Annotated in this window: 25 protein-coding genes and 1 pseudogene; 19 read left to right on the top strand and 7 right to left on the bottom strand. The window is 70.6% G+C overall.

The window, feature by feature from the left end; translation table 11 throughout:
- The first annotated feature begins 289 nt into the window (after nucleotides 1–289).
- The 10 genes from glnA (at nucleotide 290) to FKN01_RS21245 (ending at nucleotide 8,567) form a co-directional block, all read left to right on the top strand.
- Nucleotides 290–1,699: a type I glutamate--ammonia ligase gene (gene glnA / locus FKN01_RS21295; protein ID WP_073965523.1), complete on the top strand. Its 1,410-nt coding sequence runs from the start codon at nucleotides 290–292 to the stop codon at nucleotides 1,697–1,699.
- Nucleotides 1,700–2,507: 808 nt separating this feature from the next.
- Entirely contained in the window at nucleotides 2,508–2,819 is a 312-nt protein-coding gene (locus FKN01_RS33300; RefSeq protein ID WP_143623031.1) for a hypothetical protein, read from the top strand.
- Entirely contained in the window at nucleotides 2,743–3,273 is a 531-nt protein-coding gene (locus FKN01_RS21280) for a DUF6879 family protein (RefSeq protein ID WP_143622981.1), read from the top strand. The genes FKN01_RS33300 and FKN01_RS21280 overlap by 77 nt, the downstream gene beginning before the upstream one ends.
- Before the next feature lie 17 nt (nucleotides 3,274–3,290).
- On the top strand, nucleotides 3,291–4,139 hold the full coding sequence (locus FKN01_RS21275; protein ID WP_143622979.1) for a helix-turn-helix transcriptional regulator: 849 nt from the start codon (nucleotides 3,291–3,293) through the stop codon (nucleotides 4,137–4,139).
- A gap of 339 nt (nucleotides 4,140–4,478) precedes the next feature.
- Nucleotides 4,479–4,664 (top strand): hypothetical protein, encoded by a 186-nt coding sequence (locus FKN01_RS21270; RefSeq protein WP_143622977.1) that lies wholly within the window; start codon nucleotides 4,479–4,481, stop codon nucleotides 4,662–4,664.
- Nucleotides 4,665–4,790: 126 nt separating this feature from the next.
- Entirely contained in the window at nucleotides 4,791–4,925 is a 135-nt protein-coding gene (locus tag FKN01_RS21265; RefSeq protein ID WP_143622975.1) for an albusnodin family lasso peptide, read from the top strand.
- Nucleotides 4,926–5,017: 92 nt separating this feature from the next.
- A complete protein-coding gene (locus FKN01_RS21260; protein ID WP_143622973.1) occupies nucleotides 5,018–6,697 on the top strand; it encodes an albusnodin/ikarugamycin family macrolactam cyclase in 1,680 nt (559 codons plus the stop codon).
- Nucleotides 6,694–7,320: a lasso peptide biosynthesis B2 protein gene (locus FKN01_RS21255; RefSeq protein ID WP_143622971.1), complete on the top strand. Its 627-nt coding sequence runs from the start codon at nucleotides 6,694–6,696 to the stop codon at nucleotides 7,318–7,320. Before FKN01_RS21260 ends, FKN01_RS21255 begins: the two co-directional genes overlap by 4 nt.
- Nucleotides 7,317–7,892: a GNAT family N-acetyltransferase gene (locus FKN01_RS21250; RefSeq protein ID WP_143622970.1), complete on the top strand. Its 576-nt coding sequence runs from the start codon at nucleotides 7,317–7,319 to the stop codon at nucleotides 7,890–7,892. The genes FKN01_RS21255 and FKN01_RS21250 overlap by 4 nt, the downstream gene beginning before the upstream one ends.
- A 75-nt stretch (nucleotides 7,893–7,967) precedes the next feature.
- Nucleotides 7,968–8,567, top strand: coding sequence for a TetR/AcrR family transcriptional regulator (locus FKN01_RS21245; protein ID WP_143622968.1), 600 nt, complete (start codon nucleotides 7,968–7,970; stop codon nucleotides 8,565–8,567).
- 103 nt (nucleotides 8,568–8,670) lie between these two features.
- Here the strand turns inward: FKN01_RS21245 and FKN01_RS21240 are convergent, their stop codons facing one another.
- Nucleotides 8,671–10,185: a SulP family inorganic anion transporter gene (locus tag FKN01_RS21240; RefSeq protein WP_143622966.1), complete on the bottom strand. Its 1,515-nt coding sequence runs from the start codon at nucleotides 10,183–10,185 to the stop codon at nucleotides 8,671–8,673.
- A 526-nt stretch (nucleotides 10,186–10,711) separates the two neighbouring features.
- On the opposite strand from FKN01_RS21240, the gene FKN01_RS21235 reads away from it, so the two are divergent.
- On the top strand, nucleotides 10,712–11,086 hold the full coding sequence (locus tag FKN01_RS21235; protein WP_143622964.1) for a VOC family protein: 375 nt from the start codon (nucleotides 10,712–10,714) through the stop codon (nucleotides 11,084–11,086).
- Between the two features lie 62 nt (nucleotides 11,087–11,148).
- On the top strand, nucleotides 11,149–11,586 hold the full coding sequence (locus FKN01_RS21230; RefSeq protein ID WP_143622962.1) for a hypothetical protein: 438 nt from the start codon (nucleotides 11,149–11,151) through the stop codon (nucleotides 11,584–11,586).
- 68 nt (nucleotides 11,587–11,654) lie between these two features.
- On the opposite strand, the gene FKN01_RS21225 is transcribed toward FKN01_RS21230, so the two are convergent.
- The gene (locus tag FKN01_RS21225; RefSeq protein ID WP_143622961.1) at nucleotides 11,655–11,936 is read right to left on the bottom strand and encodes a hypothetical protein; all 282 of its coding nucleotides are present in this window, start codon (nucleotides 11,934–11,936) and stop codon (nucleotides 11,655–11,657) included.
- Nucleotides 11,937–12,078: 142 nt separating this feature from the next.
- Between FKN01_RS21225 and FKN01_RS21220 the strand changes: the two genes are divergently transcribed.
- On the top strand, nucleotides 12,079–12,444 hold the full coding sequence (locus FKN01_RS21220; RefSeq protein ID WP_143622959.1) for an arsenate reductase family protein: 366 nt from the start codon (nucleotides 12,079–12,081) through the stop codon (nucleotides 12,442–12,444).
- Here FKN01_RS21220 and FKN01_RS21215 read toward each other — a convergent pair.
- Nucleotides 12,441–13,313, bottom strand: a complete 873-nt coding sequence (locus FKN01_RS21215; protein ID WP_143622957.1) for an alpha/beta fold hydrolase — start codon at nucleotides 13,311–13,313, stop codon at nucleotides 12,441–12,443. The genes FKN01_RS21220 and FKN01_RS21215 overlap by 4 nt on opposite strands.
- Nucleotides 13,314–13,383: 70 nt before the next feature.
- Here FKN01_RS21215 and FKN01_RS21210 point away from each other — a divergent pair.
- Nucleotides 13,384–13,836: pseudogene (locus FKN01_RS21210) on the top strand (MarR family transcriptional regulator); the annotation flags it as partial.
- Nucleotides 13,837–14,029: 193 nt separating this feature from the next.
- Here the strand turns inward: FKN01_RS21210 and FKN01_RS21200 are convergent.
- Nucleotides 14,030–15,367, bottom strand: a complete 1,338-nt coding sequence (locus FKN01_RS21200; RefSeq protein ID WP_143622955.1) for a lysine N(6)-hydroxylase/L-ornithine N(5)-oxygenase family protein — start codon at nucleotides 15,365–15,367, stop codon at nucleotides 14,030–14,032.
- 290 nt (nucleotides 15,368–15,657) lie between these two features.
- Here FKN01_RS21200 and FKN01_RS21195 point away from each other — a divergent pair, with 290 nt between their 5' ends.
- On the top strand, nucleotides 15,658–16,476 hold the full coding sequence (locus FKN01_RS21195) for a thioesterase II family protein (protein ID WP_185992927.1): 819 nt from the start codon (nucleotides 15,658–15,660) through the stop codon (nucleotides 16,474–16,476).
- 16 nt (nucleotides 16,477–16,492) lie between these two features.
- On the opposite strand, the gene FKN01_RS21190 is transcribed toward FKN01_RS21195, so the two are convergent.
- Entirely contained in the window at nucleotides 16,493–17,608 is a 1,116-nt protein-coding gene (locus FKN01_RS21190) for a transposase (RefSeq protein ID WP_143622953.1), read from the bottom strand.
- Nucleotides 17,609–17,993: 385 nt separating this feature from the next.
- Between FKN01_RS21190 and FKN01_RS21185 the strand changes: the two genes are divergently transcribed.
- The gene (locus FKN01_RS21185) at nucleotides 17,994–18,533 is read left to right on the top strand and encodes a TetR family transcriptional regulator (RefSeq protein WP_185992926.1); all 540 of its coding nucleotides are present in this window, start codon (nucleotides 17,994–17,996) and stop codon (nucleotides 18,531–18,533) included.
- Here the strand turns inward: FKN01_RS21185 and FKN01_RS21180 are convergent.
- Nucleotides 18,530–19,477, bottom strand: a complete 948-nt coding sequence (locus FKN01_RS21180) for an NAD(P)-dependent oxidoreductase (RefSeq protein WP_143622948.1) — start codon at nucleotides 19,475–19,477, stop codon at nucleotides 18,530–18,532. The genes FKN01_RS21185 and FKN01_RS21180 overlap by 4 nt on opposite strands.
- 7 nt (nucleotides 19,478–19,484) lie before the next feature.
- Entirely contained in the window at nucleotides 19,485–20,093 is a 609-nt protein-coding gene (locus tag FKN01_RS21175; protein WP_260696966.1) for a ScbR family autoregulator-binding transcription factor, read from the bottom strand.
- Nucleotides 20,094–20,228: 135 nt separating this feature from the next.
- Between FKN01_RS21175 and FKN01_RS21170 the strand changes: the two genes are divergently transcribed.
- From FKN01_RS21170 to FKN01_RS21160, 3 genes are all read left to right on the top strand, one after another.
- A complete protein-coding gene (locus tag FKN01_RS21170; RefSeq protein ID WP_143622944.1) occupies nucleotides 20,229–21,191 on the top strand; it encodes a ScbA/BarX family gamma-butyrolactone biosynthesis protein in 963 nt (320 codons plus the stop codon).
- Nucleotides 21,192–21,322: 131 nt separating this feature from the next.
- A complete protein-coding gene (locus FKN01_RS21165; RefSeq protein ID WP_143622942.1) occupies nucleotides 21,323–22,639 on the top strand; it encodes a phage/plasmid primase, P4 family in 1,317 nt (438 codons plus the stop codon).
- A 112-nt stretch (nucleotides 22,640–22,751) separates the two neighbouring features.
- Nucleotides 22,752–24,206 (top strand): DHA2 family efflux MFS transporter permease subunit, encoded by a 1,455-nt coding sequence (locus tag FKN01_RS21160; protein WP_143622940.1) that lies wholly within the window; start codon nucleotides 22,752–22,754, stop codon nucleotides 24,204–24,206.
- Nucleotides 24,207–24,264: the final 58 nt, after the last annotated feature.

The raw sequence follows: 24,264 nt of genomic DNA, 5'->3' as shown, positions 1-24,264 counted from the left end.
GGTACTGCGCCCGGCCGCGCGCCTTCCCCGGCGGGTGCCGTCCCACGCGTCGTCCCACTCCTCGGACGGCCCTTCGATACGGCCGGGAGGCCCGTAGGTCCACGGCGTGGGGGCGGCCCGGGACCCGCACCACCGCTCCTCGCACCCGCGCCGGTTAACTTCGGCGAAACAAATGGGTCATGCTTGAGAAATCCCGTCTACCTATGGTCGGGTCCAGCGTGTGCCACCGCACTGGTCACACAAGGAGCTGCAACCCCGTCCCTCCCGGGCCGGGAGTAGGAGGAGTTGGATGTTCCAGAACGCCGACGACGCGAAGAAGTTCATCGCCGACAACGACGTCAAGTTCATCGATGTCCGGTTCTGTGACCTGCCCGGTGTGATGCAGCACGTCACCGTGCCGGCGGCGACCTTCAACCCGGCCGACGAACTCGCCTTCGACGGCTCGTCGATCCGCGGCTTCCAGGCCATCCACGAGTCCGACATGTCGCTCCGCGCGGACCTGTCGACCGCCCGGGTCGACCCCTTCCGCCGTGACAAGACCGTCAACATCAACTTCTTCATCCACGACCCGATCACCGGCGAGCAGTACAGCCGCGACCCGCGCAACGTGGCCAAGAAGGCGGAGGCGTACCTCGCCTCCACCGGCATCGCCGACACCGCGTATTTCGGCCCCGAGGCCGAGTTCTACGTCTTCGACAACGTCCGCTTCCAGACGTCGGCGAACGAGAGCTTCTACCACATCGACTCCGAGGCCGGCGCCTGGAACACCGGGGCGATCGAGAACAACCGCGGTTACAAGGTCCGCTACAAGGGCGGCTACTTCCCGGTCTCCCCGGTCGACCACTTCGCGGACCTGCGCGCCGAGATGTCCCTGGAGCTGCAGAAGAGCGGCCTGGAGATCGAGCGCCAGCACCACGAGGTCGGCACCGGCGGCCAGGCGGAGATCAACTACAAGTTCAACACGCTGCTCGCCGCGGCCGACGACCTGATGCTCTTCAAGTACATCGTGAAGAACGTCGCCTGGCGCAACGGCAAGACCGCGACCTTCATGCCGAAGCCGATCTTCGGCGACAACGGCTCGGGCATGCACGTCCACCAGTCCCTGTGGTCCGGCGGCGACCCGCTGTTCTACGACGAGCAGGGCTACGCGGGCCTCTCGGACACCGCCCGCTACTACATCGGCGGCATCCTGAAGCACGCCCCGTCGCTGCTGGCCTTCACCAACCCGACGGTGAACTCCTACCACCGCCTGGTCCCGGGCTTCGAGGCCCCGGTCAACATGGTGTACTCGCAGCGCAACCGCTCCGCCGCGATGCGCATCCCGATCACCGGCTCCAACCCGAAGGCCAAGCGCGTCGAGTTCCGCGCCCCGGACCCGTCGTCCAACCCGTACCTCGCCTTCTCGGCGCTCCTGATGGCCGGCCTGGACGGCATCAAGAACAAGATCGAGCCCGCCGAGCCGATCGACAAGGACCTGTACGAGCTGGCCCCCGAGGAGCACGCCAACGTCCAGCAGGTCCCGACGTCCCTCCCGGCCGTCCTGGACGCCCTCGAGGCCGACAACGAGTACCTCCAGGCCGGCGGCGTCTTCACGTCCGACCTGATCGAGACGTGGATCGACTACAAGCGCACCCACGAGATCGCCCCGATCCAGCTGCGCCCGCACCCGCACGAGTTCGAGCTGTACTTCGACCTGTAAGAAACAGGAGGAACCGGGACATACCCACACCTGCGGCAATGCGCCCCGGAATGCCCTCCTGACCTGCGGAAACACCTCCGGACGACTCCGGTGGTTTCCAGTTGGTCCCTGTCGTCTCGTGCAAGGTCTGCGCAATCGGACGGTCAGAGTCTGACGGTGCGCCAGACATGGCTTCGCCAGAGTAAGAGCCCTGCCACTCTCTACGGAGAGTGACAGGGCTCTTAGTTTTTCCTCGACGTAGCTCTGAGTGGACCCATACGGTCCCGTCCGTAACTGCGCGATGTCTTCGCCTGCCCCGGCCGACCGAGTCGGCCTGCTGGCCAAGCTCCCCGCCCTGTCTGCCAGAATGCACCGCCTCCTGGTCGAGGGGGACACCGGTGGCGTCTACGCCCGGTGGTCCCGCCAGCGGGGCGGCAAGGGCTCTGCGGCGGCCGATCACGCCTGGACCGTCACACACGCCCTGGCCGCTACCGCCGCCCGCGCCGGATGGTCCCGGACCGACTTCATCCAGGTCATGCTCGACGGCCCAAACTGGTTGAGCCGCGTGGAATCCCCATACACCGGGGTGCCGTACTTCTCGCGGTACGTGTCATCCACGTACGCCGGCATCGACCGTGCCTTGACGGCTCTCTCGCCGTACTCGGGTGTCTGTCACCTGAACTCACTGGGTCAGCGGGGGGATTCCGCGTTTCCGGAGGTCAGACAGCGGCGTCCCGGAGCATGGCCGGTTCCCCCTCTTGACGGCCCGGCGGACGTGGACGAGCTTCACACGCAAATACGCGCAACTCACTGGACAGGGGAGAACGTCATGCCACTACGGTTCATCGGGATAGACCCCAACACCGGTGAGGAGGGGTCCCCAACGGTGTGGGTGGAGGAGGAATCCGCCGATCTGATCTTCCAGGGAGTCACCGCCGAGGAAGCCCTCCGGATGAAGATCGACGGGACCCAGTGGGTACCCGGACACGCCCCGGGGGTCCCGGCGCACGAGACAGTGATCCGTATCCCGGCCCGCATGGTGCCGATCTTGAGGAAGGCGTGCGATGAAGCAGAACGTGCCGAGCTTCGCCGAGCTGCTGGAGCAGACGCAGACGTCAGCGGTCCACCTGGAGATGCGTGACAGTTACGGGGTGCCCAGCGAGGCCGACACCTTCGCGTCCTTCCTGCGCGGGGAGTGGAGCGAGGAGGCACAGCGGGCGGAACGCGGCAACTGGCTGCGCATGATCTCGGCCGCCACCGCCCGCGGCGTCGTCATCCGCCGGGCCCGCATCGTCTCCGAGCCGGTCACCGACTACATCCGCTACGAACACGCCGGCACCCAGATGAACATCGACGCCGGGGAGCAGGTCCGCTGGCTGCCCCGCCGCCGCGCTTTCGACATCGCCTTGCCGGGCACGGACTTCTGGCTGTTCGACGGCCGCCTGGTACAGCAGCACAACTGGACGGGTACCGGCGACTGGCACGCCGATGAGCCCAAGGTGTGGAGCGAGGACCCCGCTGTGGTGAAACTGTGCGCGTCGGCGTTCGAGACGGTATGGGAGCGCGGCATCCCCCACGCCCAGTACACCGTCTGACCCCACCGCACCCCCCGATGCCCGCATCCCCGTCCTCCAGCGCACAGGCGGCCCGTGAAGCCCTCGCCGTGCGCCTGTCACACCTCCGCAAAGACGCCGGTCTCACCGGGCGGGAACTCTCCTCCCGGTGTGGCTGGCACCCCGCGAAGACCACCCGCATCCAGAAGGCCGAAGCGCCGCCCTCCGACGCGGATATCCGCGCCTGGTGCGCCGCCTGCGAGGCCGAAGATCAGGTGGAGGATCTGATCGCCACCTCCCGCGCCGTCGACTCCATGTACCAGGAGTGGCGCAGGATCCACAGGAACGGGCTGCGCCAGTCCCAGGAGAACGCCTACACGTCCAACGCGCAGGCATCCCTCCAGCGCGTCTACGTCTCCAACGTCATGCCCGGGTTCCTTCAGACCCCCGCATACGCCACCGCGCTGCTGGCGAACATCACCCGCTTCCAGGGCACCCCCGACGACGTGACCGAGGCCGTGGCCGCCCGCGTCGCACGGTCCCGCTTCCTCTACGAGGGCACCCACCGGTACGCGGTGCTCATGGAGGAGTGGGTGCTGCGCTCCCGGATCGGGGATTCTCAGGCGATGGCCGGCCAGCTCCGCCATCTGCTCACCGTGATGCCGCTCGCCTCGGTCTCCCTCGGGATCATCCCCTTCACCGCCGAGCGCACCGTATGGCCTCTTGAGGCGTTCTACCTGTACGACGACCGTCGGGTGGCCGTCGAAACCCTCACCGCGAAGATCGGTGTCACCCAGCCCCGCGAACTCGCTGACTATGCGAAAGCGTTCGAGGAACTCGCGAAGATGGCCGTCTACGGCGACAACGCCCGCGCGCTGATCACGGCCGCGATCGACGCACTCGGGTGAGTTTCCGCAATTGGCCGCAACTTCGTTGAGGCGCTGACGCGTTCAGCCGTTCACTGGTCCCACGCCCCCGGAGGTGGAAGGACCCTTCGGGCGGCTCCCCCGAAAGCAGCGGGTCGCGGTGTCCCGCCCGTCGCACCTGCGGCCCGCTGCTGCCCCGTGCGTGAGGAGCGACCGCGTGACGACCTCCGAACTGCCTCGTAGGGCCCCCGGCGCGACCGGCCGGACGTACACGCCGGCGGAGCCTCGGCCGGGTGCGCCGAGCCGGGCCCTGCGTCTGCGAGCGGCCGAAGGCTGGGAGAAGTTCGTGCGCCGCGCCGAGAGCCGGCCGGAGGCGGGGACGTGAACCCGGTCGACCCGGACGGGTACGAGCAGCGCCCGCTCCTGAACAAGAACGTCCGCGACGTCGCCTCACGCGGGGAGGGCGGTCTCGTCGCCGTGAGACAGCGCTTAGCCGTCCTCGCCTACATCATCTGCGCCACCGTCGCCGTCGTCGCCCTGGCCGTCGCCGGCACGCCCGACGGATAACCCGCAGACTTCCGCCCGGAACAACCCTGGACAGGTCGAGCCGGACGGAACCGGCGCCGGGACTTCTCTTGAGGCCCCGGCGCCACCCACCTGCACCACTCGAACACGACCGAGAGGAGCACCACCATGTCCGACACCAGCATCGAGACCGCTTCCACCGAAGATGAAGCGACGACCATCGACCTGGGCGACGCGGCCGAGCTGACGAAGGGCAACACGTCCAGCTCTGTCGAGAACAAGCAGACGCCGTACTGCGGCTGACGCCCCGGCACCACTGATGCACAAGGCGGCGGCCCTCATGATCGGGGGCCGCCGTTCTCCGTTCCTGCACACCGAGCAGAGAGGGGAAGGCGATGCGTTGGTATGGAGGGTCCGCGCCCGGCGGGCCCGCGCGGGCACCGGAAGGCGCGCGGCTGCTGCGGCACGACCCGCCGTTGTGGACCGTGGGGACATGGCCCGAGCGGCTGGTGCGGACGGCCGAGGTCAGCGGGGTCCGGCTGACCGTTTTCGGACCGTGCTCGGCAGAAACGACCGCGCTGTCCCGGGTGGTCGAAGCGTCGGATCTCGCGCGCGCAACGGCCGGTTGGGCAGGGTCGTTCACTGTCGTACGGCAGGGACCGGGTGGCGAAACGGAAGTGATCGCCGACGCGGTGGGCGCGTGCCCGGTCTACGTGGCGCGGACGGCCGAGGGCGTGGTGTGGGGCTCGTCGTCGCTGGCTCTCGCCGAAGTGGCCGGCCGGGACGTGGACGCCGAATGGCTGCGGTCGTATCTGGCAGACCGGCAGACCCCGCTCCCTGGACGGTCGGCATGGTGCGGTGTGGAGCCGGTGCCACCCGGCCACCGGCTGGTTCTCCGTCCGGACGGCAGCGTGACCATGCCGTCCTGGTGGTCACAGTCGCAGCGCTCGTACGGCGAAGCGGTGCCGCTCGTGGCGAAGGCACTGGGCGATGGGGTGAGGGCCCGGGTGGAGGCGGCGGGGCCGGTGTCCGCGGATCTGGCGGGCATGGACTCCACGTCGGTGGCAGTGCTCGCCGCTCGGGACGCCCAGGTGCTCGGGTTGACCGCTCACCCGGAGGGGGTCACGTCTGGCGGGGACATGCGGTACGCGCGGGCCCTGGACGTGCCCAACCTGGAACGGATCGAGTTCCCCCTGCACCGTGAGTACCTGCCGTTCACCCCGGCGCCGGGCACCGCCCTGCCCACGACGGACGAGCCGTTCCCGTCGTCGGTGCTGTGGTCCCAATTCTCCGCCGAACTGCTCACCGTGGCCGGGCGGGGGTCGGTGGTGCACCTGACCGGAGACGGCGGTGACAACGTATTCATGGCGCCGCCCACCCACCTCGCAGACCTCGTGCGGCGGGGGCGGCTGCTGCGTATGGGGCGGGACCTACTGGCGTGGTCACAGCTGCGGCGGACGAGTCCGTGGCCGCTTGCGCGGGCGGCCCTGGCGCGGGACGTGCCGGGGCCGTACCGCCCGTGGATGGCATGGCCCGCGTGGCTGCGTGGCACGGTCGGCCCGGGACTGGAGCCCCCGGCGGACGCGGACGGAGCGCTGATCGCGGACGTACGCGCGGCGGCCCGCATGGCGCACGCCGACGTCCAGGCGGCCGGAGCGCTCGGTGTCCAGTTGGAGAACCCGTACTTCGACGCCGCTCTCCTGGACGCCGTGGTGTCCGTTCCTGCGCGGGACCGGTTCACGGTCCACCGCTACAAGCCACTGCTGGTGGACGCGATGTACGGGACGCTGCCCGAGAAGCACCGGGCCCGCGCGACCAAGGGCGTCTTCGCCGGGGACTTCCACCGGGGCGCCCGTCTCAACAAGAACATCCTGCTGCCGATGGCGGACGGGCGTCTCGCCGAGCTCGGCCTGGTCGAGCCGCGTCCTCTGCGCACCGCGCTGCACGCCGTGACTGCCGGGGTCGAGTCGGTGTGGCCGCCGATCCTCGCCGCGCTTGTCGCGGAAATGTGGCTGGAGGCGATCGAGCGGCACAAGTCCGCCCGCTGGGTGCCGGTCGCGGCGGTGGCCCGATGAGCCGGAGTGAGAAGGTGGTGGTACTGCTGCCCGCCGTCTGTGTGGCCATCGACTACCGCACCGGCCGCACCCGGCTCCACACCGGCCGACCCGATGCCCTGCCCGCCGACGCCGTGGTGGTGGACCATCAGGAGGAAGCCCCGTCGTGGGGGACCACCGAGGTGTCGGCGGTCCTCATGCCGTCGCCCACGGCCCCATGGGCATGGAGGCTGATCGCACTGCCCGCGCTGCTCGCGACAGCCGCAGCCGGAGCGGCAGGCCCCCGCTCAGGCAAGTTCCACCGGCTCATCCGCCTCGCGTGCGCCGGGCGGTCCCTGCCCGAGGCCGGGGAGCTGGAGGTACGCAACGCGGTACGCGCCGTCAGGTGGGCGTCGCGGGCGATGCCTGCGAGGTGGGCGTGCCTGGAGCAGTCGACAGCCGCGGCCCTCCTGCTCGCCGCGATCGGACGGCGGGCAGAGTGGCGTCACGGAGTGGCCGGCGACCCTGTACGCCTGCACGCGTGGATCGTTGACCAGCAAGGGCGGTCGGTCGAAGAACCGCCCGACACCGCCCTGTACGGCGTCACGTACACGCCCGACGGACCAGGCCCCGCACGACGGGGACGAGGGAGGAGTACGACATGAACCAATCGACGCCGCAGATCTTGCTGCGCGGCGACCAGCTCGCGCTGGGGCAGCCCCGGCGCGAGCACCTGGAGAAATACCACCGGTGGGAGAACGACCCCGGCACCGTTCTCGGGTACGGCAACCAGTGGCCACAGGCGAGGGAGGTCCGCGAAGGCGGGTGGGGCGGTCAGCGCGCGAACCACAACTTCCCCCAGTTCGAGGTCATCCGGCTCGACGACATGGCGCCGGTCGGCGTCACCACCTTGCAGGTCAACACCTTCGCCCGAACCGCCGAATTCGTGATCGTGCTGGCGCCCGAGGAGCGCGGGAAGGGCTATGCAACCGAAGCCACCCGCCTGACGCTCGACTGGGCGTTCCACCTCGGCGCCCTGCGCATGGTGCACCTGAAAGTACTGGAGCCAAACATCGCCGGGATCAAGGCGTACGAGCGCGCCGGGTTCCAGCAGGCGGGCCGCCTTCGCGAATCCGGGTACTGGCTCGGCCAGGTCTGCGACGAGGTGCTGATGGACGCCCTGGTGCAGGACTTCACCGGGTCTTCGGCGGTGCGGGCGCTCCTGGGGCGGGGTTGACGAAGGGCCTCGGGGCAGGGCGGAGTGAGTGCTCACTCATTGACGGAGTGAGCACTCACTCCGTATGGTTGGGGCATGACCGAATCCAAGGAGAACCCCGCCCGCCGTCGCGCCCCCGCCATGTCGCCGGAGCAGCGGCGCGTGATGATCATCCAGACCGCGATCCCGCTGATCGCCGAGTACGGCTCCGCCGTCACGACCGCGAAGATCGCCCGCGCCGCGGGCATCGGGGAGGGCACGATCTTCCGGGTCTTCGCCGACAAGGACGAACTGATGCGGGCATGTGTGGCCGAGGCGCTCTCCCCCGAGCACGCGATCCGTGAACTCGACGCGATCGATCTGACCCAGCCGCTGCCCGACCGGCTCGTGGAGGCGGCCGAGGCGCTTCAGGCGCACCTGTCCAGAATGGGCGCGATCCTCGGGTCTCTGGGGCACGGCGGCGGCAAGCATCCCGGACCGGTGCGCGGGGCGGGGCGACACGAGTCGTCGGTCCTCGTCCGCGGGGCCGTGGCGGAGTTGCTGGAGCCCGACCGGGCCGCCCTGCGCCGGCCGCCGGAGCAGATCGCGGCGCTCTTCTTCGGGCTGCTGTTCACGCAGCCGCGTACGGAGGACGAGCCGGACCTGACCCCGCGGGAGCTGGTCGACGTCTTCCTCAACGGGGCCGTCGCGGGGTAACCGGGCGCGGTCGCCCCTCAACGGGGCCGTCGCGGGGTACCCGGCGCGGCAGCCCCCTCGGCGGCCGCCCGCTCGGCGGCCGCCCCCCTCGGTGGCCGCGCTCTCAGTGGCCGCCCGTCACGCCGCTCAGCGTGCGGTGCAGGGCCTCGCTCTGCTGGTTCAGGCCCACGATCTCGACCGTCTTGCCGCGCTGGGCGTACTTCGTCTCGATCGCGTCCAGGGCCGCGACCGACGAGGCGTCCCAGATGTGGGTGGCCGTGAGGTCGATGACGACCTTGTCGGGGTCGGTGGCGTACGCGAAGCGGGTCACCAGGTCGTTGGAGGAGGCGAAGAAGAGCTCGCCGGTGACGGAGTAGACGACCTGGCCGCCGTCCGGGTCGACGACCGCCGTGACGTCGGCCAGGTGCGCGACGCGGCGGGCGAAGATCACCATCGCGGTGACCGAGCCGACGACGACGCCGATCGCCAGGTTGGACGTGGCGACGACGATGGCGACGGTGATGACCATGACCACCGTCTCGCCCACCGGCATGCGGCGCAGGGTCTTCGGGGCGATGGAGTGCCAGTCGAACGTGGCGAAGGAGACCATCACCATCACCGCGACCAGCGCCGCCATCGGGATGTCGGAGACGACCGGGCCGAAGACGATGCAGAGGACCATCAGGAACGCCCCCGCGAGGAACGTGGAGAGGCGGGTGCGGGCTCCGGAGACGCGGACGTTGATCATCGTCTGGCCGATCATGGCGCAGCCGCCCATGCCGCCGAAGAAGCCGGTGACGATGTTGGCGATGCCCTGGCCGACCGACTCACGGGTCTTGTTGGAGCGGGTGTCCGTGATGTCGTCGACCAGCTGGGCGGTCATGAGCGATTCCATGAGGCCGACCAGCGCCATCGCCAGGGCGTAGGGCGCGATGGTCGTCAGTGTGTCCAGGGTGAACGGCACGTCGGGCAGGCCGGGCACGGGGAGCGAGGAGGGCAGATCGCCCTTGTCGCCCACGGTCGGGACCGCGATGCCGGCCGCCACGGTGATGACGGTCAGGATCACGATGGAGACCAGGGGCGCCGGGATCACCCGGGTGACCTTCGGGAAGAAGACCATCAGGAGCAGCCCGCCGGCGATCAGCGGGTAGACCGCCCAGGGCACGTCGTGCATCTCGGGCACCTGGGCGATGAAGATCAGGATCGCCAGGGCGTTGACGAAGCCGGTCATCACGGAGCGCGGCACGAACCGCATCAGCTTGGCGACGCCCAGGGCGCCCAGGACGATCTGGAAGGCACCCGCCAGGATCACGGTGGCGACCAGGTAGCCGAAGCCGTGTTCGCGGTTGACCGGGGCGATCACCAGCGCGACCGCTCCGGTCGCGGCGGAGATCATCGCGCGGCGCCCGCCGACGATCGAGATCGTGACCGCCATCGTGAAGGCGGCGAAGAGGCCGATCGCGGGGTCCACCCCGGCGATGATCGAGAAGGAGATCGCCTCCGGGATCAGGGCGAGGGCGACGACCAGTCCGGCCAGGATCTCGGTGCGCCACACCTTGGGGTCGGAGATCCAGTCGGGTTTGAGGGCGCGCAGCCAGAAGGAGGGAGCGGGCGCGGTCGAGGGCGGTGCAGAGGACAAGAGGGCATACCTGTCGGTCGGGCGCGCCCGTGGGAGGGGGCGCGCGGGGGTAGACAGCGGGGAAGGCGGGGTCCGGCGGGCGCGTGGGCACGCGCGGTGTCCCGGGGGACGGCCGGGGGTGGGTCCGGCGGATCGGCGCGCGGACGGGCCCGGAGGCTCAGGGCTGAGGGGTCACGGCGGGCAGGCGGCGGTGCGGGGCGTCGTCATGCGCATCCGCTCGCTCGCTCTCTGTCCACCGGAATCCGGGGCGCTCCCCGGCTCGCACTCCGTGTGCGCGCAACCCGTGCGCGCGTGCGCGCGCTGCGGGTGCCGAAACCACTGTACCTTCCCGGCCGGCCCCCGTAGGGTCGTGCCCGTGAACACCGGACCGGCTCCACGCCATGCACGGAACGGCTATCCGGTGGTGGGCTGAGCCCCCGCCGTAGCCCCGCCGGGTGTTCCGTATGCCTGGCGCGAGGGCCTCCCTCGGCTCGTACACCGTACGAATTCCCTGTGTCGAGCCGAAGAGATCACGAGGTCGTCAGCCATGTCCGTTTCGTTCAACCACACCATCATCGCCGCTGTGGACCGCCATGCGTCCGCGCGGTTCTTCCGGGAGCTGCTGGAGCTGGACGAGGCCCCCTCCTGGGGGCCGTTCGTCAATATCCAACTGGAGGACGGCGTGCTGCTCCAGTTCGCGGAGCCGCCGGTGGAGATCCAGATGCAGCATTACGCGTTCCTCGTGGACGAGGAGCTGTTCGACCGGGCCTACGGGCGGCTGGTCGAGGGCGGGGTCGATCACTGGGCCGATCCGCAGATGAAGCGGCCCGGCGAGACCAACACCGGGCACGGCGGCCGGGGCGTCTACTTCAAGGACCCGGCCGGGCACGCGATCGAGCTGATCACCCGGCCGTATCTGTAGCCGGGCAGCCGGACGGCCCCCGAGGGGTCGCGGTGCGGGGCCGGAGCGCGGAGGCTGGGGGGATGAGTGAGCAGGCTCCGCCCGGCGGCCCGGTCCCGCCGCCGCCCCGGCGGCGGATGTGGCCGTGGGTGCTGCTGCTGGTCGCCGTGGTGCTGGCCCTCGCCGCGGGCGCGGTCATGGCGGTGCTGTCGGACGTGCTCCACTCGGAGGGCTCGCGGAAGGTGCACATCCGGTACGAGGTCACGGGGACCGCGCGCGACGTGGTGCTGACGTACAGCACCTGGCGGGGCGAGGAGCTGTCGACCGGGCGGCTGGCGCTGCGGTCGCTGCCGTGGGCCGGGGAGCTGGACACCAGGGGCTTCATGAGCGGCGGCTCGTTCGTGGTGAGCGTGGGCCGGGGCGGCGGCGATGTGTCGTGCTCGGTGACCGTGGACGGTGGCACGCGGCGTACGGACTCGGCCTCGGGTGCGTACGCGACGGCGACCTGCGACGGGTACTGAGGGGGCGGGGCGGGGCGCGGACGGATCGGTCCGGGCCCCCGCCCCGCGTCGGTCAGGCGGTCAGGCGGTCAGCGGCCGTAGCGGATGAGGGCGCGGACCATCCGGCAGGTGATGTCGGACGGCGGGTGGATGCCGAGGCGCGCGGCGGTCGCGCGTATGCGGGCGTTGTTCGCGCTGGACGGGAGGTAGACGCCGGTGTCGAGCAGGGCGATCGCGAGGCGCATCGCCTTCAGCCGGCGGTTGTGCGAGACGTACCACTCGCGGGGGCGTCCGGCGGGGAGCGGCTTCTTGGTCAGGGGCTGGTGCAGGGGCTTGTCGAGCGGCTTGGTCGTGGCTGCGGCAACGGCCATGGGCTACCTCCTGGCACGGTGGCGGAACTCTTCGGAAACCCTCACGAACTGACTCCCATTCTACCGGCCCGCACTGACAATCGGCCCTGGCCAAAGGGGCTTTCGGCCGTTCCGGCGAGGTCCGTCCCGTACCTTTGGCCCCATGGAGATCTGGATCAATCCCGCGTGTTCCAAGTGCCGCAGCGCGGTGCGGCTGCTCGACGCGGAAGGGGCCGATTACACGGTCCGCCGCTACCTGGAGGAGGTGCCGTCGCCGGACGAGATCCGGGCGGTGCTCGACCGGCTCGGCCTCGAACCGTGGGACATCACGCGGACCCAGGAGGCGGAAGCGAAGGAGCTGGGCCTGAAGGACTGGCCGCGCGAGGCGGGTGCCCGGGAGCGCTGGATCACCGCGCTCGCCGAGCACCCGAAGCTGATCCAGCGGCCGATCATCACGGCGGAGGACGGCACGGCGGTCGTGGGCCGCACGGAGGAGGCGGTCCGGGACGCGCTGGGACGCAGCTCCTAAGCCAGGAACTTGCCCATCCTGCGGTTGAGTTCCGGGGCCGTCGGGGCGTGCAGCGGCAGCGCGTGGTGGGAGACGTCCGGGAGGACGGCCGTCTCCGCCCCCGGCAGCAGCCGGTGCGCGGTGGCGGCGGCCTTCTCCGCGTCGTGGGCGCGGCTGTCCCCGGCGAGCAGGATCAGCGTCGGTACGGCGAGGGCGCGCAGGGCCTGCGGCTTCGGGCGGGGTCCGGTGACCGGGCGGGCCGCGGGGAAGCCGGCCGCCGCCTCCCGCAGCCGCAGCCAGTGGGGGTCGAGGCCGGCGCCGCCGGTCTCCCAGGCCAGGAAGGCGCGGGTGCGGGCGGCGTTCGGGCGGAGCAGCATGGGCAGGGCGCGCAGCAGGTAGCCCGGGCGGAATCCGCTGAAGCAGCCGGTGGGGTCGAGGAGGATCAGCCTCCGCAGCCGGTCGGGCGCGTGCAGGGCGTAGTGCAGGGCGATCCAGCCGCCGTACGAGTGGCCGGCGAGGGCGACCGGCCCGGTGACGCCCAGGCCGTCCAGCAGGGCGTCGAGCCAGCCGCGGAGGTCTTCGACGCTGCGGACGGGGCGCTCCCCCGCCGTGCTGCGGCCCGGTTCGCCGATGAGGTCGGCGGCGTGGACGCGGTGGGTGCGGCCGAGGGCGGCGGCCTGGGCGTACCAGGCGGTGGAGGTCGCGCCGCCGCCGGGCAGCAGGAGCAGGGGCGGGGCGTCCCGGGGGCCGTAGCTGTTGAGGTGGGTGGTGCCGTAGGGGGTGGGGACCGTGGTCGGCGTGGTGCCGGGCGGCCAGGTGGCGGCGACGGTCGCGTCGTAGGCGGCGAAGAAGGCCGCGTCGGCGGTCGTCGCGGGCGGGGTGGGTGTCACGGGGCCTCCCTGGACTCCGTACGCCTGGATATTATCTCGCTGAGCGAGACAATAGCGGGAGGGGCCGGGGATGAGCGAGCAGGGTCCGGAGTTGGAGATCGTCCATCTGCTGCGGAAGGTGACGACCGCATTCGGGCTGCGCCAGGCGGAGTTCGCGGCCCGCAACGGAATGCATCCGACGGATGTGCGTGCCCTGGTGTGCCTGCTCGACGCGGAGCGCGAGGGGTCCGGGGTCACCGCCGGGCGGCTGGGGGCGGAGCTGGGGCTGAACTCGGCGGGCACCACGTCGCTCATCGACCGGCTGGAACGGCTGGGGCATCTGACGCGGACGCGGGACGAGCGGGACCGGCGGCGAGTGCTGCTGCGGGTGACACCGCGGGCGGTGGAGCTGGGGTGGGCGGCGTTCGGCCCGGCGATCGGGAGCGCGGTGGCGCTGCTGCGGGAGTTCGACGCGGGAGAGGTCGCGGCGGTGCGGCGGTTCCTGGGCGGGTTCCTGGCGGCCGTGTCGGAGGAAGAGGAGGGGGGCGGCGGGGGGGGGGGGGGGGGGGGGGGGGGGGGGGGGGCGGCGGGGGGGGGGGGGGGGGGCGCCGGCCCCCCCCCCCCCCCCCCCCCCCCCCCCCCCCCCCCCCCCCCCCCCCCCGTTTTTTTTAATGATCCGGCCACCCGCCGGGCACCGATCGGTGCCCGGCCCCTTCCCCGTGCGCTGCCGGCCGCTCCTACCTGAGGCCGAGGGCCGGTTCGTCCGCCGGCCGCTCCAGCTCCTTCTCCATGAGCCGGTAGCCGAGGATCGAGTCGGCGATCTCACCGCTGCGGACGGCGAGGTTCGACAGCAGGGACGAGGTCAGGCCGTGCGTGTGCTCGGTGCCGCCCTGCAGGTAGACCCGGCCCGGGGTGCCCGCGGAGGCCGCCACCAGGCGGTAGTCGCGGGTGACCTGGTGCGTGCCGCGCGCATCGCGCAGGAACTCCCGGTCGAAGTCGCCGAGCAGTCCCGCCGGGTCCAGGGCGTGGTACCCGGTGGCGAACACGACGGCGTCGACGTCGAGTTCCTTGGGGTCGCCCTGTGCCAGGGTGAGCCGCCGGCGCTCCCCCACCCGCTCGACGGAGCAGACGCGGGTCAGGTTGAGGAAGTGCAGCCGGTGCTGACCGCTGACGTCCTCGTCGTAGCAGCGCCGGTACAGGTCGCGGATGACGTCGTCGTCCACCACGGAGTAGTTGGTGTTCTTGTGGTAGTCCCAGAACGCCTGCCGGGTGGTCTCGGTGCCGAAGTAGTAGTCGTCCACGGCCGCGGGATCGAAGACCTGGTTGGCGAAGGGGGTGTCGTCGGCGAGCACGTACCCGTACGAGGGGATGACGGAGTACACCTGGGCGTGCGGTAGTTCGTCGTGGAAGAAGCGGGTTATCTCCGCGGCGCTCTGCCCTGCCCCGACGACGGCGACCGAGGTGAGGCTCGCGGGGTCGACAGAGCGGTACTGGCCGAGGAACGCCGAGCTGTGCCAGACCCGTTCGTCGGACGCGACGCCGTCGGGCATGCGCGAGGCGAGGCCGGTGGAGACGACGACGTTGCGCGCGTACACCCGCCGTACGGACCCGTCCGCCGTGTGCCGCACTTCGACCTCCAGGCAGTCACGCGGGCCCGCGCCACCGGTCACCGGACGGATCGCGGTGACCTCGTGGGAGTAGCGCACCTGGTGGCGGAAGTTGGCGGCCACCCACTCCAGGTACTGGTGGAACTCCCGGCGGGTGGGGAAGAAGTCCTGGTTGTTGACGAATCTGGCCAGGCGGCCCGCGTCGTGGAGGTAGGAGACGAAGCTGTACTTGGAGGTGGGATTGCGGAAGGTCGCGAGATCCTTGAGGAAGGATATCTGCATCGTCGCGGACGGAAGCAGCATGTTGCGGTGCCAGCCGAAGTCGTCCTGCCGCTCGAAGAAGAGAGCGGACATCTGGTGGTCGGCCGGGCCCTGACCGAGTTCCTCGAGCGCGACGGCGAGAGACAGATTGGACGGGCCGAATCCGATTCCGATGACGTCGTGAACATCCGACGAACTTGCATCCATGGAAACTTCTCCCGATTCAGGTGGGTAGCTCGATGGCGTATCGAGTCAGGGTTGCCGCAAAATACGCGCACAGATTTCGCATTCGCTCCCATTCTGCTGCAGCACACCGGGCCTCACGCTAAGGATGCACCGCCAGGCATTGCAAGCCGTGGCCCACGGACGCGCATGTCCTGTCGACAGGACGCGGCGCACTCTTTGCGCGGGGACCTGTTATCGGTAAGTTCCGAAGTGCCGCTATCTTCGGCCGGTTACACACATTGTTTTGTCGGGCAGCAAAGGACAGATCCGTCATGCGTGATCCCCGCGCCAGTGAATGGGTGAAGCGGCACCCCTCGGTCCGCCCGCCCCGGCTCAGGCTGCTGTGCCTGCCGCACGCGGGGGGTTCACCGGCCTTCTTCCACGAGTGGGGACGCCGCTTCGGCGACGACGTCGAGGTGCTGGTCGCCCGCTACCCGGGCCGGCACGAGCGGATCAACGACCCGCTGGTGACCAGCATGGACCAGCTGGCCGACGAACTCACACTCGCGCTGGGGCAGTTCACCGATCTTCCGTTGGCCGTCTTCGGCCACAGCATGGGGGCCTCGCTCGGCTACGAGGTGGCGCTGCGTCTGCTGCGACAGCGCGGGGTGCGGCTGGCGGCCCTGATGGTGTCCGGGCGCACCCCGCCGCACCTGGCGGACGACACACTTCCGGACGCGGATGACGTCGACGCGGTGGTGGCCGAGGTGCGTCGGCTCGGCGGGACCGACGCGGCACTCCTGGACGACCCGGATCTGCGCGAGCTCGTCCTGCCCGCGCTTCTCGCCGACTTCAAGGCCGTCAGAGGCTACACACCGCGGGCCAGCGTCGCGCTGCCGTTCCCGGTCATCGCGTACGTGGGCGATGTCGACCCGGACGTCGACGCGGCTTGCATGGGCGAGTGGGCCAGGGCCTCGTCGGTCGATTTCGCGCTCACCGTCCTGCCCGGCGACCACTTCTATCTCGTCGGCCGGCGGGCGGAGTTGATCCGTGACATCAGGACGCGACTCGCCGCCTTGGGCCTGGCGGAGAAGCCGGGCGCCGGCGGCGGCGAGACCGCGCCGCGGGGCGCGGCCTCGCTGCCGCGGTGACCTTGCGGGACACCTCTCAGTGGCCCGAGTCGGAGGGCGGCTCGGGCGCTGCCGGCTCATGGCTGAACTGACTCCAGGCACAGGCAGCGGAGACCAGCGTCACGTAGTGGTGCCAGCCGGGGTAGGACCTGCCCTCGAAGTCCGCGAGCCCGAAGTCCGCCGTCAGGCGCTCTATGAGCCGGGCGGAGTCGTCGAGCCGTCCCGCCAGCAGGAACATGCGCCGGCGGTCCCGGATGTTGCTGAGCCACAGCTGCGGCATGCGGCCCTCGCCGGGCGGCCGGACGGTCATGAGCTGCAACTCGGGGCTGGTGACCTGCGACAGCGGCAGCCGGACGGCGGCGGTCGCCATCGTCGGTGTGCGCCAGTCGTCGACGGATTCGCTTCGGGTGCGGCGGACCGGCCCCCAGAGCCGGCCGGCGGGCAGGGTCGCGCCGCGCTCCGTCTGCACCAGGGCCGTCGCCGGCACGGCGATGACGAAGTCCCTGTTGCGCAGGGTGAGCCCCATGACCAGGGAGGTGACTTCTTCGGCGTCGGCCAGGTCGGCCACGACCGGCAGGGCGGAGGTGAGGGCGTGGTCCTGTGCGTCGACCAAGTCGAGCGCCTGCTGGCCGGTCGTCCTGGCACCCACCGAAAGGGGGACGCGGGTGCGGGCCCGGCCGGCCTCGTCCTCGATCCACGTGCGCGGCAGATGCAGGCTCCAGTCGACCGGGGAGATGTGTCCGCGGCCCGCGAGCGTGGCGACGACGCCGAGCTGGCAGGAGCCGATGCCCTGACCGGGGATGTAGCGGGTGTGGACGCCGCAGGACTGGCTGCCGCGCTTAGGCAGGTAGGCCATGTCGATGACGAGACTGTCGGGGGCGCCGTGCCGGGCCGTCCATCGCGCGAGCTGGTCGCGGACCGGGCCCCAGTCCCAGGGGCTGCCGTTGACGAACTGGTGCAGGCTCTGCGACGCGCTGGGCGAGGCGCCGAGCGCGTCGGTCATGCGACGCAGCGTCTTCTTGCCCGGTGTGCTCAGCAGGCCCTCCAGGTAGGTGCCGGCCCAGCGACGCTGATCCGCCCGAGGCAGCTCGACGAACACCTCCGCGGCGAACGCGCGAAGTTGCTGCTGACGGTGCGACAGGAGCTCGTACACGTGAAGATCCTCCCCCTTCTCCAGCGGATCAGGTCCACTCCAACGAGCAGAAGGATAACGATCGCCCGTTTTTTTTGTTAGTTCCACGTCCCCCTGTCAAGCAACTTCGTGAAGTCGCCACGCAATCACGACACTTAGGGTAATTTTTCGCCCACTCGCCCTACCCCTCCGCTCCGGGGCCGCAGACGCGCAGAAAGTGCCCTCATCTTCGGCAACTGTGCATTGCTGTGTGCTTCACCAGGTCTACACACTGCAGTCCCCGCAGTTCGCGGGAGGGGGGTGGGACCCCGCGTGCCAGTCGGCCGACGGGCCCACCCAGTTACCACTCGACGCCGGAGAAGGCATGGTCAAGCGACAGAATCGGGCTACCAGGACACGGTCGAGCTTGCTCGAAGCGGCAGCACACCACTTCGACGAAACCGGTTACAGCTCCACGTCCCTGGCCCAGGTCTGCGGCACCGCACAGATGTCCGTCGGGGCGATCACGTTCCACTTCGCGAACAAGGCGGATCTCGCGGAGGCGGTGGAGCAGGAGGGCAGGCAAAGGGCGGCAGCCGCCCTGGAGGCCATCATGACGAATGGCGCTCCCCTGCGGACGGTGACCGAGCTGATCGTGGCCTTCGCGGACCTGTTGAAGCGGGACGTCATGACCCGGGCGGCGCTGCGCCTCGCGCACGAGCGCTCGACGGCGGACATGCTCACGGAGGTGTGGCTCCCCGAGGTCGCCGACCTGGCCCGACGGGCCAGCGCCGACGGTCAGTTGTACCCCGAGGTGTCGGCGCAGGACGTGGTGGACCTCGCCGAGTACCTGGCCCGCGGCGCGGAGGCACGGCGCCGCTCGGCCCCGAACGGCTCGGGCAACGCCGACCGCCTGGCGGAAGTGTGCGAACTGGCCTTCCGGGGTGCCCGGCGCAGCCGGCCCTAGCCGGCGGTCACGAGGTCGCGGTACCAGGCGGCGGACGGCTCCAGGTCCTGCTGGGGCGGGGGGCCGGGGTCCTGGGCCGCGGCCTTCCAGATGGTGTCGCTGCGGTACCAGTGGTCCTGGGCGAGCAGATGGAACTGCCGCTCGCTGCGGGTGCCATGGGTGGCGTGGAAGGCGGTGAGGCACCGGTCCCACGGCCACGGCTCGGTGACGGGGGGCAGCACGCCGAGACCGGCCAGGGCAGTCAGCAGTTGCCCGACGGTGACCGGTTGCGGATGGCTGGCGTGGAAGACACCGGCGGGCGTCGGGCCGGGGCGCAGCGCCAGGGCCGTGACGAGCGCGGCAAGGCGCTCGACGACGACCGCCGACAGCCGCGCGCGGCCGCCTCCCCATAACGCCGGTACGCGCGCCGTGAGTTCATGGAGCGCGGGGATGACCCAGCGGTCGCCCCTGCCGAGGACGAGCCCGGGGCGCAGCACGGTCGCCCCCGCGTCGAGTGCGTAACGCTCGGCCTGAAGGCGCGTGGCACTGGCGGCCGACACCGGGGCCGGCTCGACCTCGCCGATGTCCGGGCCGTGGTGCGGCCCCTTGCCGTACACGGCGGCCGTGGACAGGTGGACGATGCGCCCGACCCGGGCGCGCCGGGCCTCCCGCATCAGGGCCGCGGTGCCGGCGACGTTGACGGTGTGGCAGGTCTGCGGGTCCGGGCCGAGTGTGCCGCCGAGGTGGAGGAGGACGTCGGCGCCCTCGCAGGAGCGGCTGAGCGAATCGGGGTCCGCGAGGTCGGCGTGGTGCCAGTCGTCGCAGGGCGTGGTGGCCGCTCGGCCCGAGCTGCGTCCGATGGCGGTGAGGTGGAGGTGGTCCGCCGCCGCGTCGCGCGTCCGGGCCAGGCTGTTCACTACGGCAGAGCCGATGAATCCGGTGGCTCCGGTGATCACGACGCGCATGGAGCTCTCACGCCTCCTTCGCGGCAGCGAGCGAACCGGGCGGTGAGATGCGCAGCCGGTTGATGACGTCCTCGTGCGCGAGGGCGGGCAGGAGGTAGCGCCACAGCGAGGCGATGCGGTCGACCAGGTCCTCCCGGCCGGTGGAGATGTTGGAGAATATCTGCACGCCGGTGTAGGAGGCCATCAGAAGGGTGGCGAACTCCAGCTCGTTCACCCCGAAGCGCAGCTCGTTCCGGTCACGTGCGGCGAGCAGCTGGCGGTGGAACTGCTCGGCCCACTCCATGTACGCGGTGGCGTCGCGGCCCCCGAACTCCTCCTGCTCCACGGCCAGTCGGACGCTGGCGCGGAAGCGCGCGTTGGTTTGCAGTTCGCTCGCCAGGTGGAAGGTGATGTCGACGAGCCGCTGCAGACCGTCCTCACCCTCGGGCAGCGAGACGAACCTCTGCTGGCTGGCGACGACGGCCTCGGCGATGCCCTGCTTGGACTTGAAGTGGAAGTACATGCCACCTTGCGTGACCTGCGCGCGCTCCATGATGAGCCGGATGCTGGCCTTGGAGTAGCCGACCTCGTCGAAGACCTCGGCCGCCGCTTGCAGGATCGCTTCGCGCGTCCTCACCGCACGTTCTTGACGAATCCTTGACTTCACAGATCCACCACTCCCTCGACAACGAAAACGAACAACCTTTATTTTACAGACCTCAGCGGGTTCACAGAGACCAGGCACGGCCTCAATCACAGGGGGATAGCGACCATGCTGGCTACAACCGCACGTCCTGAACAGCCTGAGATAACCCTGACCACCACCGTGGCCAGAGAGCACGTACACCGGGCAGCACTCGCAGAGGTCTTCCTCACCGGATGGCAGGAGACGGCGACAGACACCTTCCGCGTCACGGCACAGTGGCCGCGCTTCCACAGCTTCTACGCCGACGACATCGCGACCTACGACCCGATGCTCCTGTGCGAGACGGTTCGGCAGACGTTTCCCCTGCTCGCCCACGCGGCCTACGGGATGCCGATGGGATACGCGCTGAGCTGGAGCCGTTTCCAGTACTCGGTCAATCCGCAGGAGATGGACATCCGCGCCCGGCCCGCCGAACTCGAACTGCGCGTGCGCTGCCACGACATCAAACTGCAACGCTCCGTGCCCACCCGTATGTCGATGAACATCGAGGTCTTCCGCGACGGGCAGCTGATGGCGGTGGCGGAGACCGGCTTCGGCTGCCACTCCCCCGCCGTCTACCAGCGACTGCGCCGGGGCCGCACCGACACCACCGCGCTCATGGAGGCGGCTGCGGCCTCCATGCGTCCGCAGGCGGCGCTGCCCAGGCAGACCGGCCGGACCCGGGCGCGCGATGTCGTCCTGTCGCCGACCGACGCGTCCGCGCAGTGGCAGTTGCGGGTCGACACCGCCCACCCCATCCTCTTCGACCACCCGCTCGACCACGCACCCGGGATGCTCATCCTCGAGGCCGTCCGGCAGTGCGCGCACGCGTCGCTGGACCAGGCGGTCCCCGCGATGGTGACCGGGATGGACATCACGTTCAACCAGTACATCGAGTTCAACTCGCCCTGTCACCTGCACAGTTCCACGGGGGCGACCACCGATCAGGCGACTACGAGGGTCTCGGTCGAGGCCCGCCAGGACGCGCACGCCGCGTTCACGGCGGTGGCCGACGTCGTGCCGCTGCCCGTCGACCACCGGCGCGACTGACCGCCCCCCGTAGACAGGCCCGGCCGGCGAGCGCGGCCTCGTCGGCCGGGCCCACGCATGCCCGCATCTCACCGATCACGGCACCTGCCTCCTGACTCACAGGCCGGCAACCGCACTCCCAAGGAAGCCACATGAACGAAATCGGCCATGCGGGTGCCGCAGGCCGGCTGCTGCCGGAGTCGCTGACCGACTGCGGCAACGCCCGGCTCTTCGTCGACGTCCACCGCCACCGCCTCCGGTACGTACGCGGCCTGGGCTGGTACTCCTGGCAGGGTCACCGCTGGAGCCCCGCCCGGAGCGAGGAGGCCCTGCTGTGGGCGGCGGGCGACATGGCCGAGCAGCTGGCCGAGAGCGACCCGAGCGGCTCCTTCGCGGCCGAGGACCTCGTCGCGCACAAGCGCCGCACCCTGTCCACGCCGGGCATGAAGGCGCTGCTCACTCAGGTCAGGACGCTGCCCGGGCTGGCGGTCGAGGCCAATGACCTGGACAGCGACCCTTACGCGCTGTGCACCCCGTCAGGCGTCGTCGATCTGCGCACCGGGCACCTTGAACCACCCGACCCCGCACGCCACTTGCACTCCCGCGCCACCGCCGTGACGCCGCGGCCCGAGGCGACGCCCCGGTGGCACCGCTTCCTCACGGAGACGTTCGGATCCGACCCCGAGGGCCGTCGGATGATCGACTATCTGCAGCTGCTGCTCGGTTACTCCATCACCGGCGACGTCGGCACGCAGATCCTGCCGTTCCTGTGGGGCACCGGCCGGAACGGCAAGTCCGTACTGCTCAGCGTCGTCATGCACGTGCTGGGCGGATACGCGGATTCCGCGCCCCCCGGCATCCTGACGGACCGCGGCCCGTCCGGACCGCACCCCGCCGAACTCGTCGAGCTGCACGGACGCCGGCTCGTCGTGTGCCACGAGCCGAGGGCCGACGACACCTTCGACGAGGCCCGCGTGCGGCGGCTGACCGGCGGGGAACACATCCGCGCCCACCGGATGCGCCAGGACGTCATCTCGTTCGCCCCGACGCATCACCTGTGGCTGATCGGCAACAGCCGCCCCCAGGTCTCCGCCGGCGGCCTGACCTTCTGGCGCCGGATCCGCCTGCTGCCCTTCGAGCGCACCGTCCCGGCCGAACGCGTGATCAGCAATCTCGCCTCCCAGATAGCCGACGCCGAGGGGCCCGGCGTCCTGCAGTGGCTGATGGACGGCGCACGGCGTCATCTGGCCTCCCCCACCGGGCTGTTCGGCCCGGAACGGGTGCGCCACGCCACCGCCGGATACGCGGCGACCGAGGACCACATCGGCCGCTTCCTCCAGGAGCGGCACCTGCCGCAGCGCCGCCCCTACGCCCACTACAAGGCCTGGTGCACCGAGGAGGGTTTCCGCCCCGCTCCCGCGCGAGTCTTCCACCATCGGGCGAGGGACAGGACGCCGGCCGCGGCGTAACCGGCCCGGACGTTCCCGGCACGGCACCGGCCCAAGAATGCATCATTATTGATACATCGAATAAGATGCATTACGGTGAGGGCCCGGCAGACGGCGTGAGAGGAGCGGACGCATGCGGAAGTGGGCCGGGAACCCCTGGGCGGTGCTGGCGGCCATGTCGCTGGGGTTCTTCATGACCTTGCTGGACCTGACGATCGTGAACATCGCGATCCCCGAGATGATCGACGGACTGGGGGCGACCCTCGACCAGACCCTCTGGGTGGTCAGCGGCTACGCCCTCGTGCTGGCGGTGCTGCTGATCACCGCAGGGCGGCTCGGCGACGTCTGGGGACCGCGCAACCTCTTCATCGCGGGTGTCGCGGTGTTCACCGCCGCCAGCATCGCCTGCGGTCTGGCCACCGGCCCGGTGATGCTGATCGCCGCCCGCGGGGTGCAGGGTCTCGGTGCCGCGCTGCTCACACCGCAGACGATGACGCTGATCATGTCGGTCTTCCCGGCGCAGCGGCGCGGCACCGCGATGGGCGTCTGGGGCATGGTGGCGGGGCTGGCCACGCTGTCGGGCCCGACCGTGGGCGGGGTCCTGGTCTCCGCCCTGGGATGGCGCTGGATCTTCCTGGTGAACGTGCCGGTCGGGATCGCCGCACTGGCTCTGGCGTTCCTGGTGGTGCCCGATCTGCGGACAGGGCGGACCAGGACCTTCGACATCGCCGGAGTTCTCCTGGCCACCGGCGCGCTGTTCTGCCTGACCTTCGCCCTCCAGGAGGGTGAGCACTACCACTGGGGTCCGAGGATCTGGGGCCTGCTCGGCGCGGGCGCCGTGCTGACCGCCGGGTTCCTCGTCCACCAGCGCGGCCGTCAGGACCGGGAACCGCTCGTGCCGTTCGCCCTGTTCAAGGACCGCAACTTCTCCGTGCTGACGGTGCTGGTCGCGCTGGTCTCGATGGCGATGATCGGGCTGGTCCTCCCCTTCAACCTCTACCTGCAGTCCGTCCTCGGCCTGAGCGCGGTCAAGGCGGGCCTGGTACTCGCCCCGTCCTCGCTGGTGTCGATGACCGTGGGGCCCTTCGCGGGCCGGCTGTCGGACCGGGTCGGCGGCAAGTACCTGCTGATGGCGGGTCTCGCCCTCTACGCCGTGGGGATGGCGGCGATCGCGCTGCTCGCCGGCCCGGCTTCCTCCTGGTACGCCTTCGTGCCGGCCACCCTGATCACCGGTCTCGGCATCGGCTGCGTGATCGCGCCCATGTCCGCGGAAGCGATGCGCGACGTCGACCCGCGGCTCGCGGGAGCGGCCTCCGGGGTCAACAACACGATCCGTCAGACCGGTTCGGTCATCGGGGCGGCCTCGGTGGGTGCCCTCCTCCAGGGCCGGCTCGCTGCGGAACTGGCCGGCGGGAAGGCGTACGCGGACGCCTTCGTCGCGGCCCTGCAGGTGACCGCGGTGCTGCCGGTCACCGTGGTACTGGCCGGGGCGCTGGCCTGCTCGCTGATCCGCGGCCGGGCCGGGGAGGCGGCGGGGGCACCCGCCGGAGCGGGCCCCGGGAAGGCGGCCGTGGCGACAGGTGTGTGAACGGCTTCAGCCGGAAGGCTGACCGCGTCCGCGCCGAGCACCCGGGCGGCTCCGGTGT

The organism is Streptomyces sp. 130 (assembly GCF_007096885.1).
GTDB lineage: Bacteria > Actinomycetota > Actinomycetes > Streptomycetales > Streptomycetaceae > Streptomyces.
The sequence above is the reverse complement of the archived record's forward strand: the minus strand, read 5'-3'. Positions and strand labels throughout refer to the sequence as shown.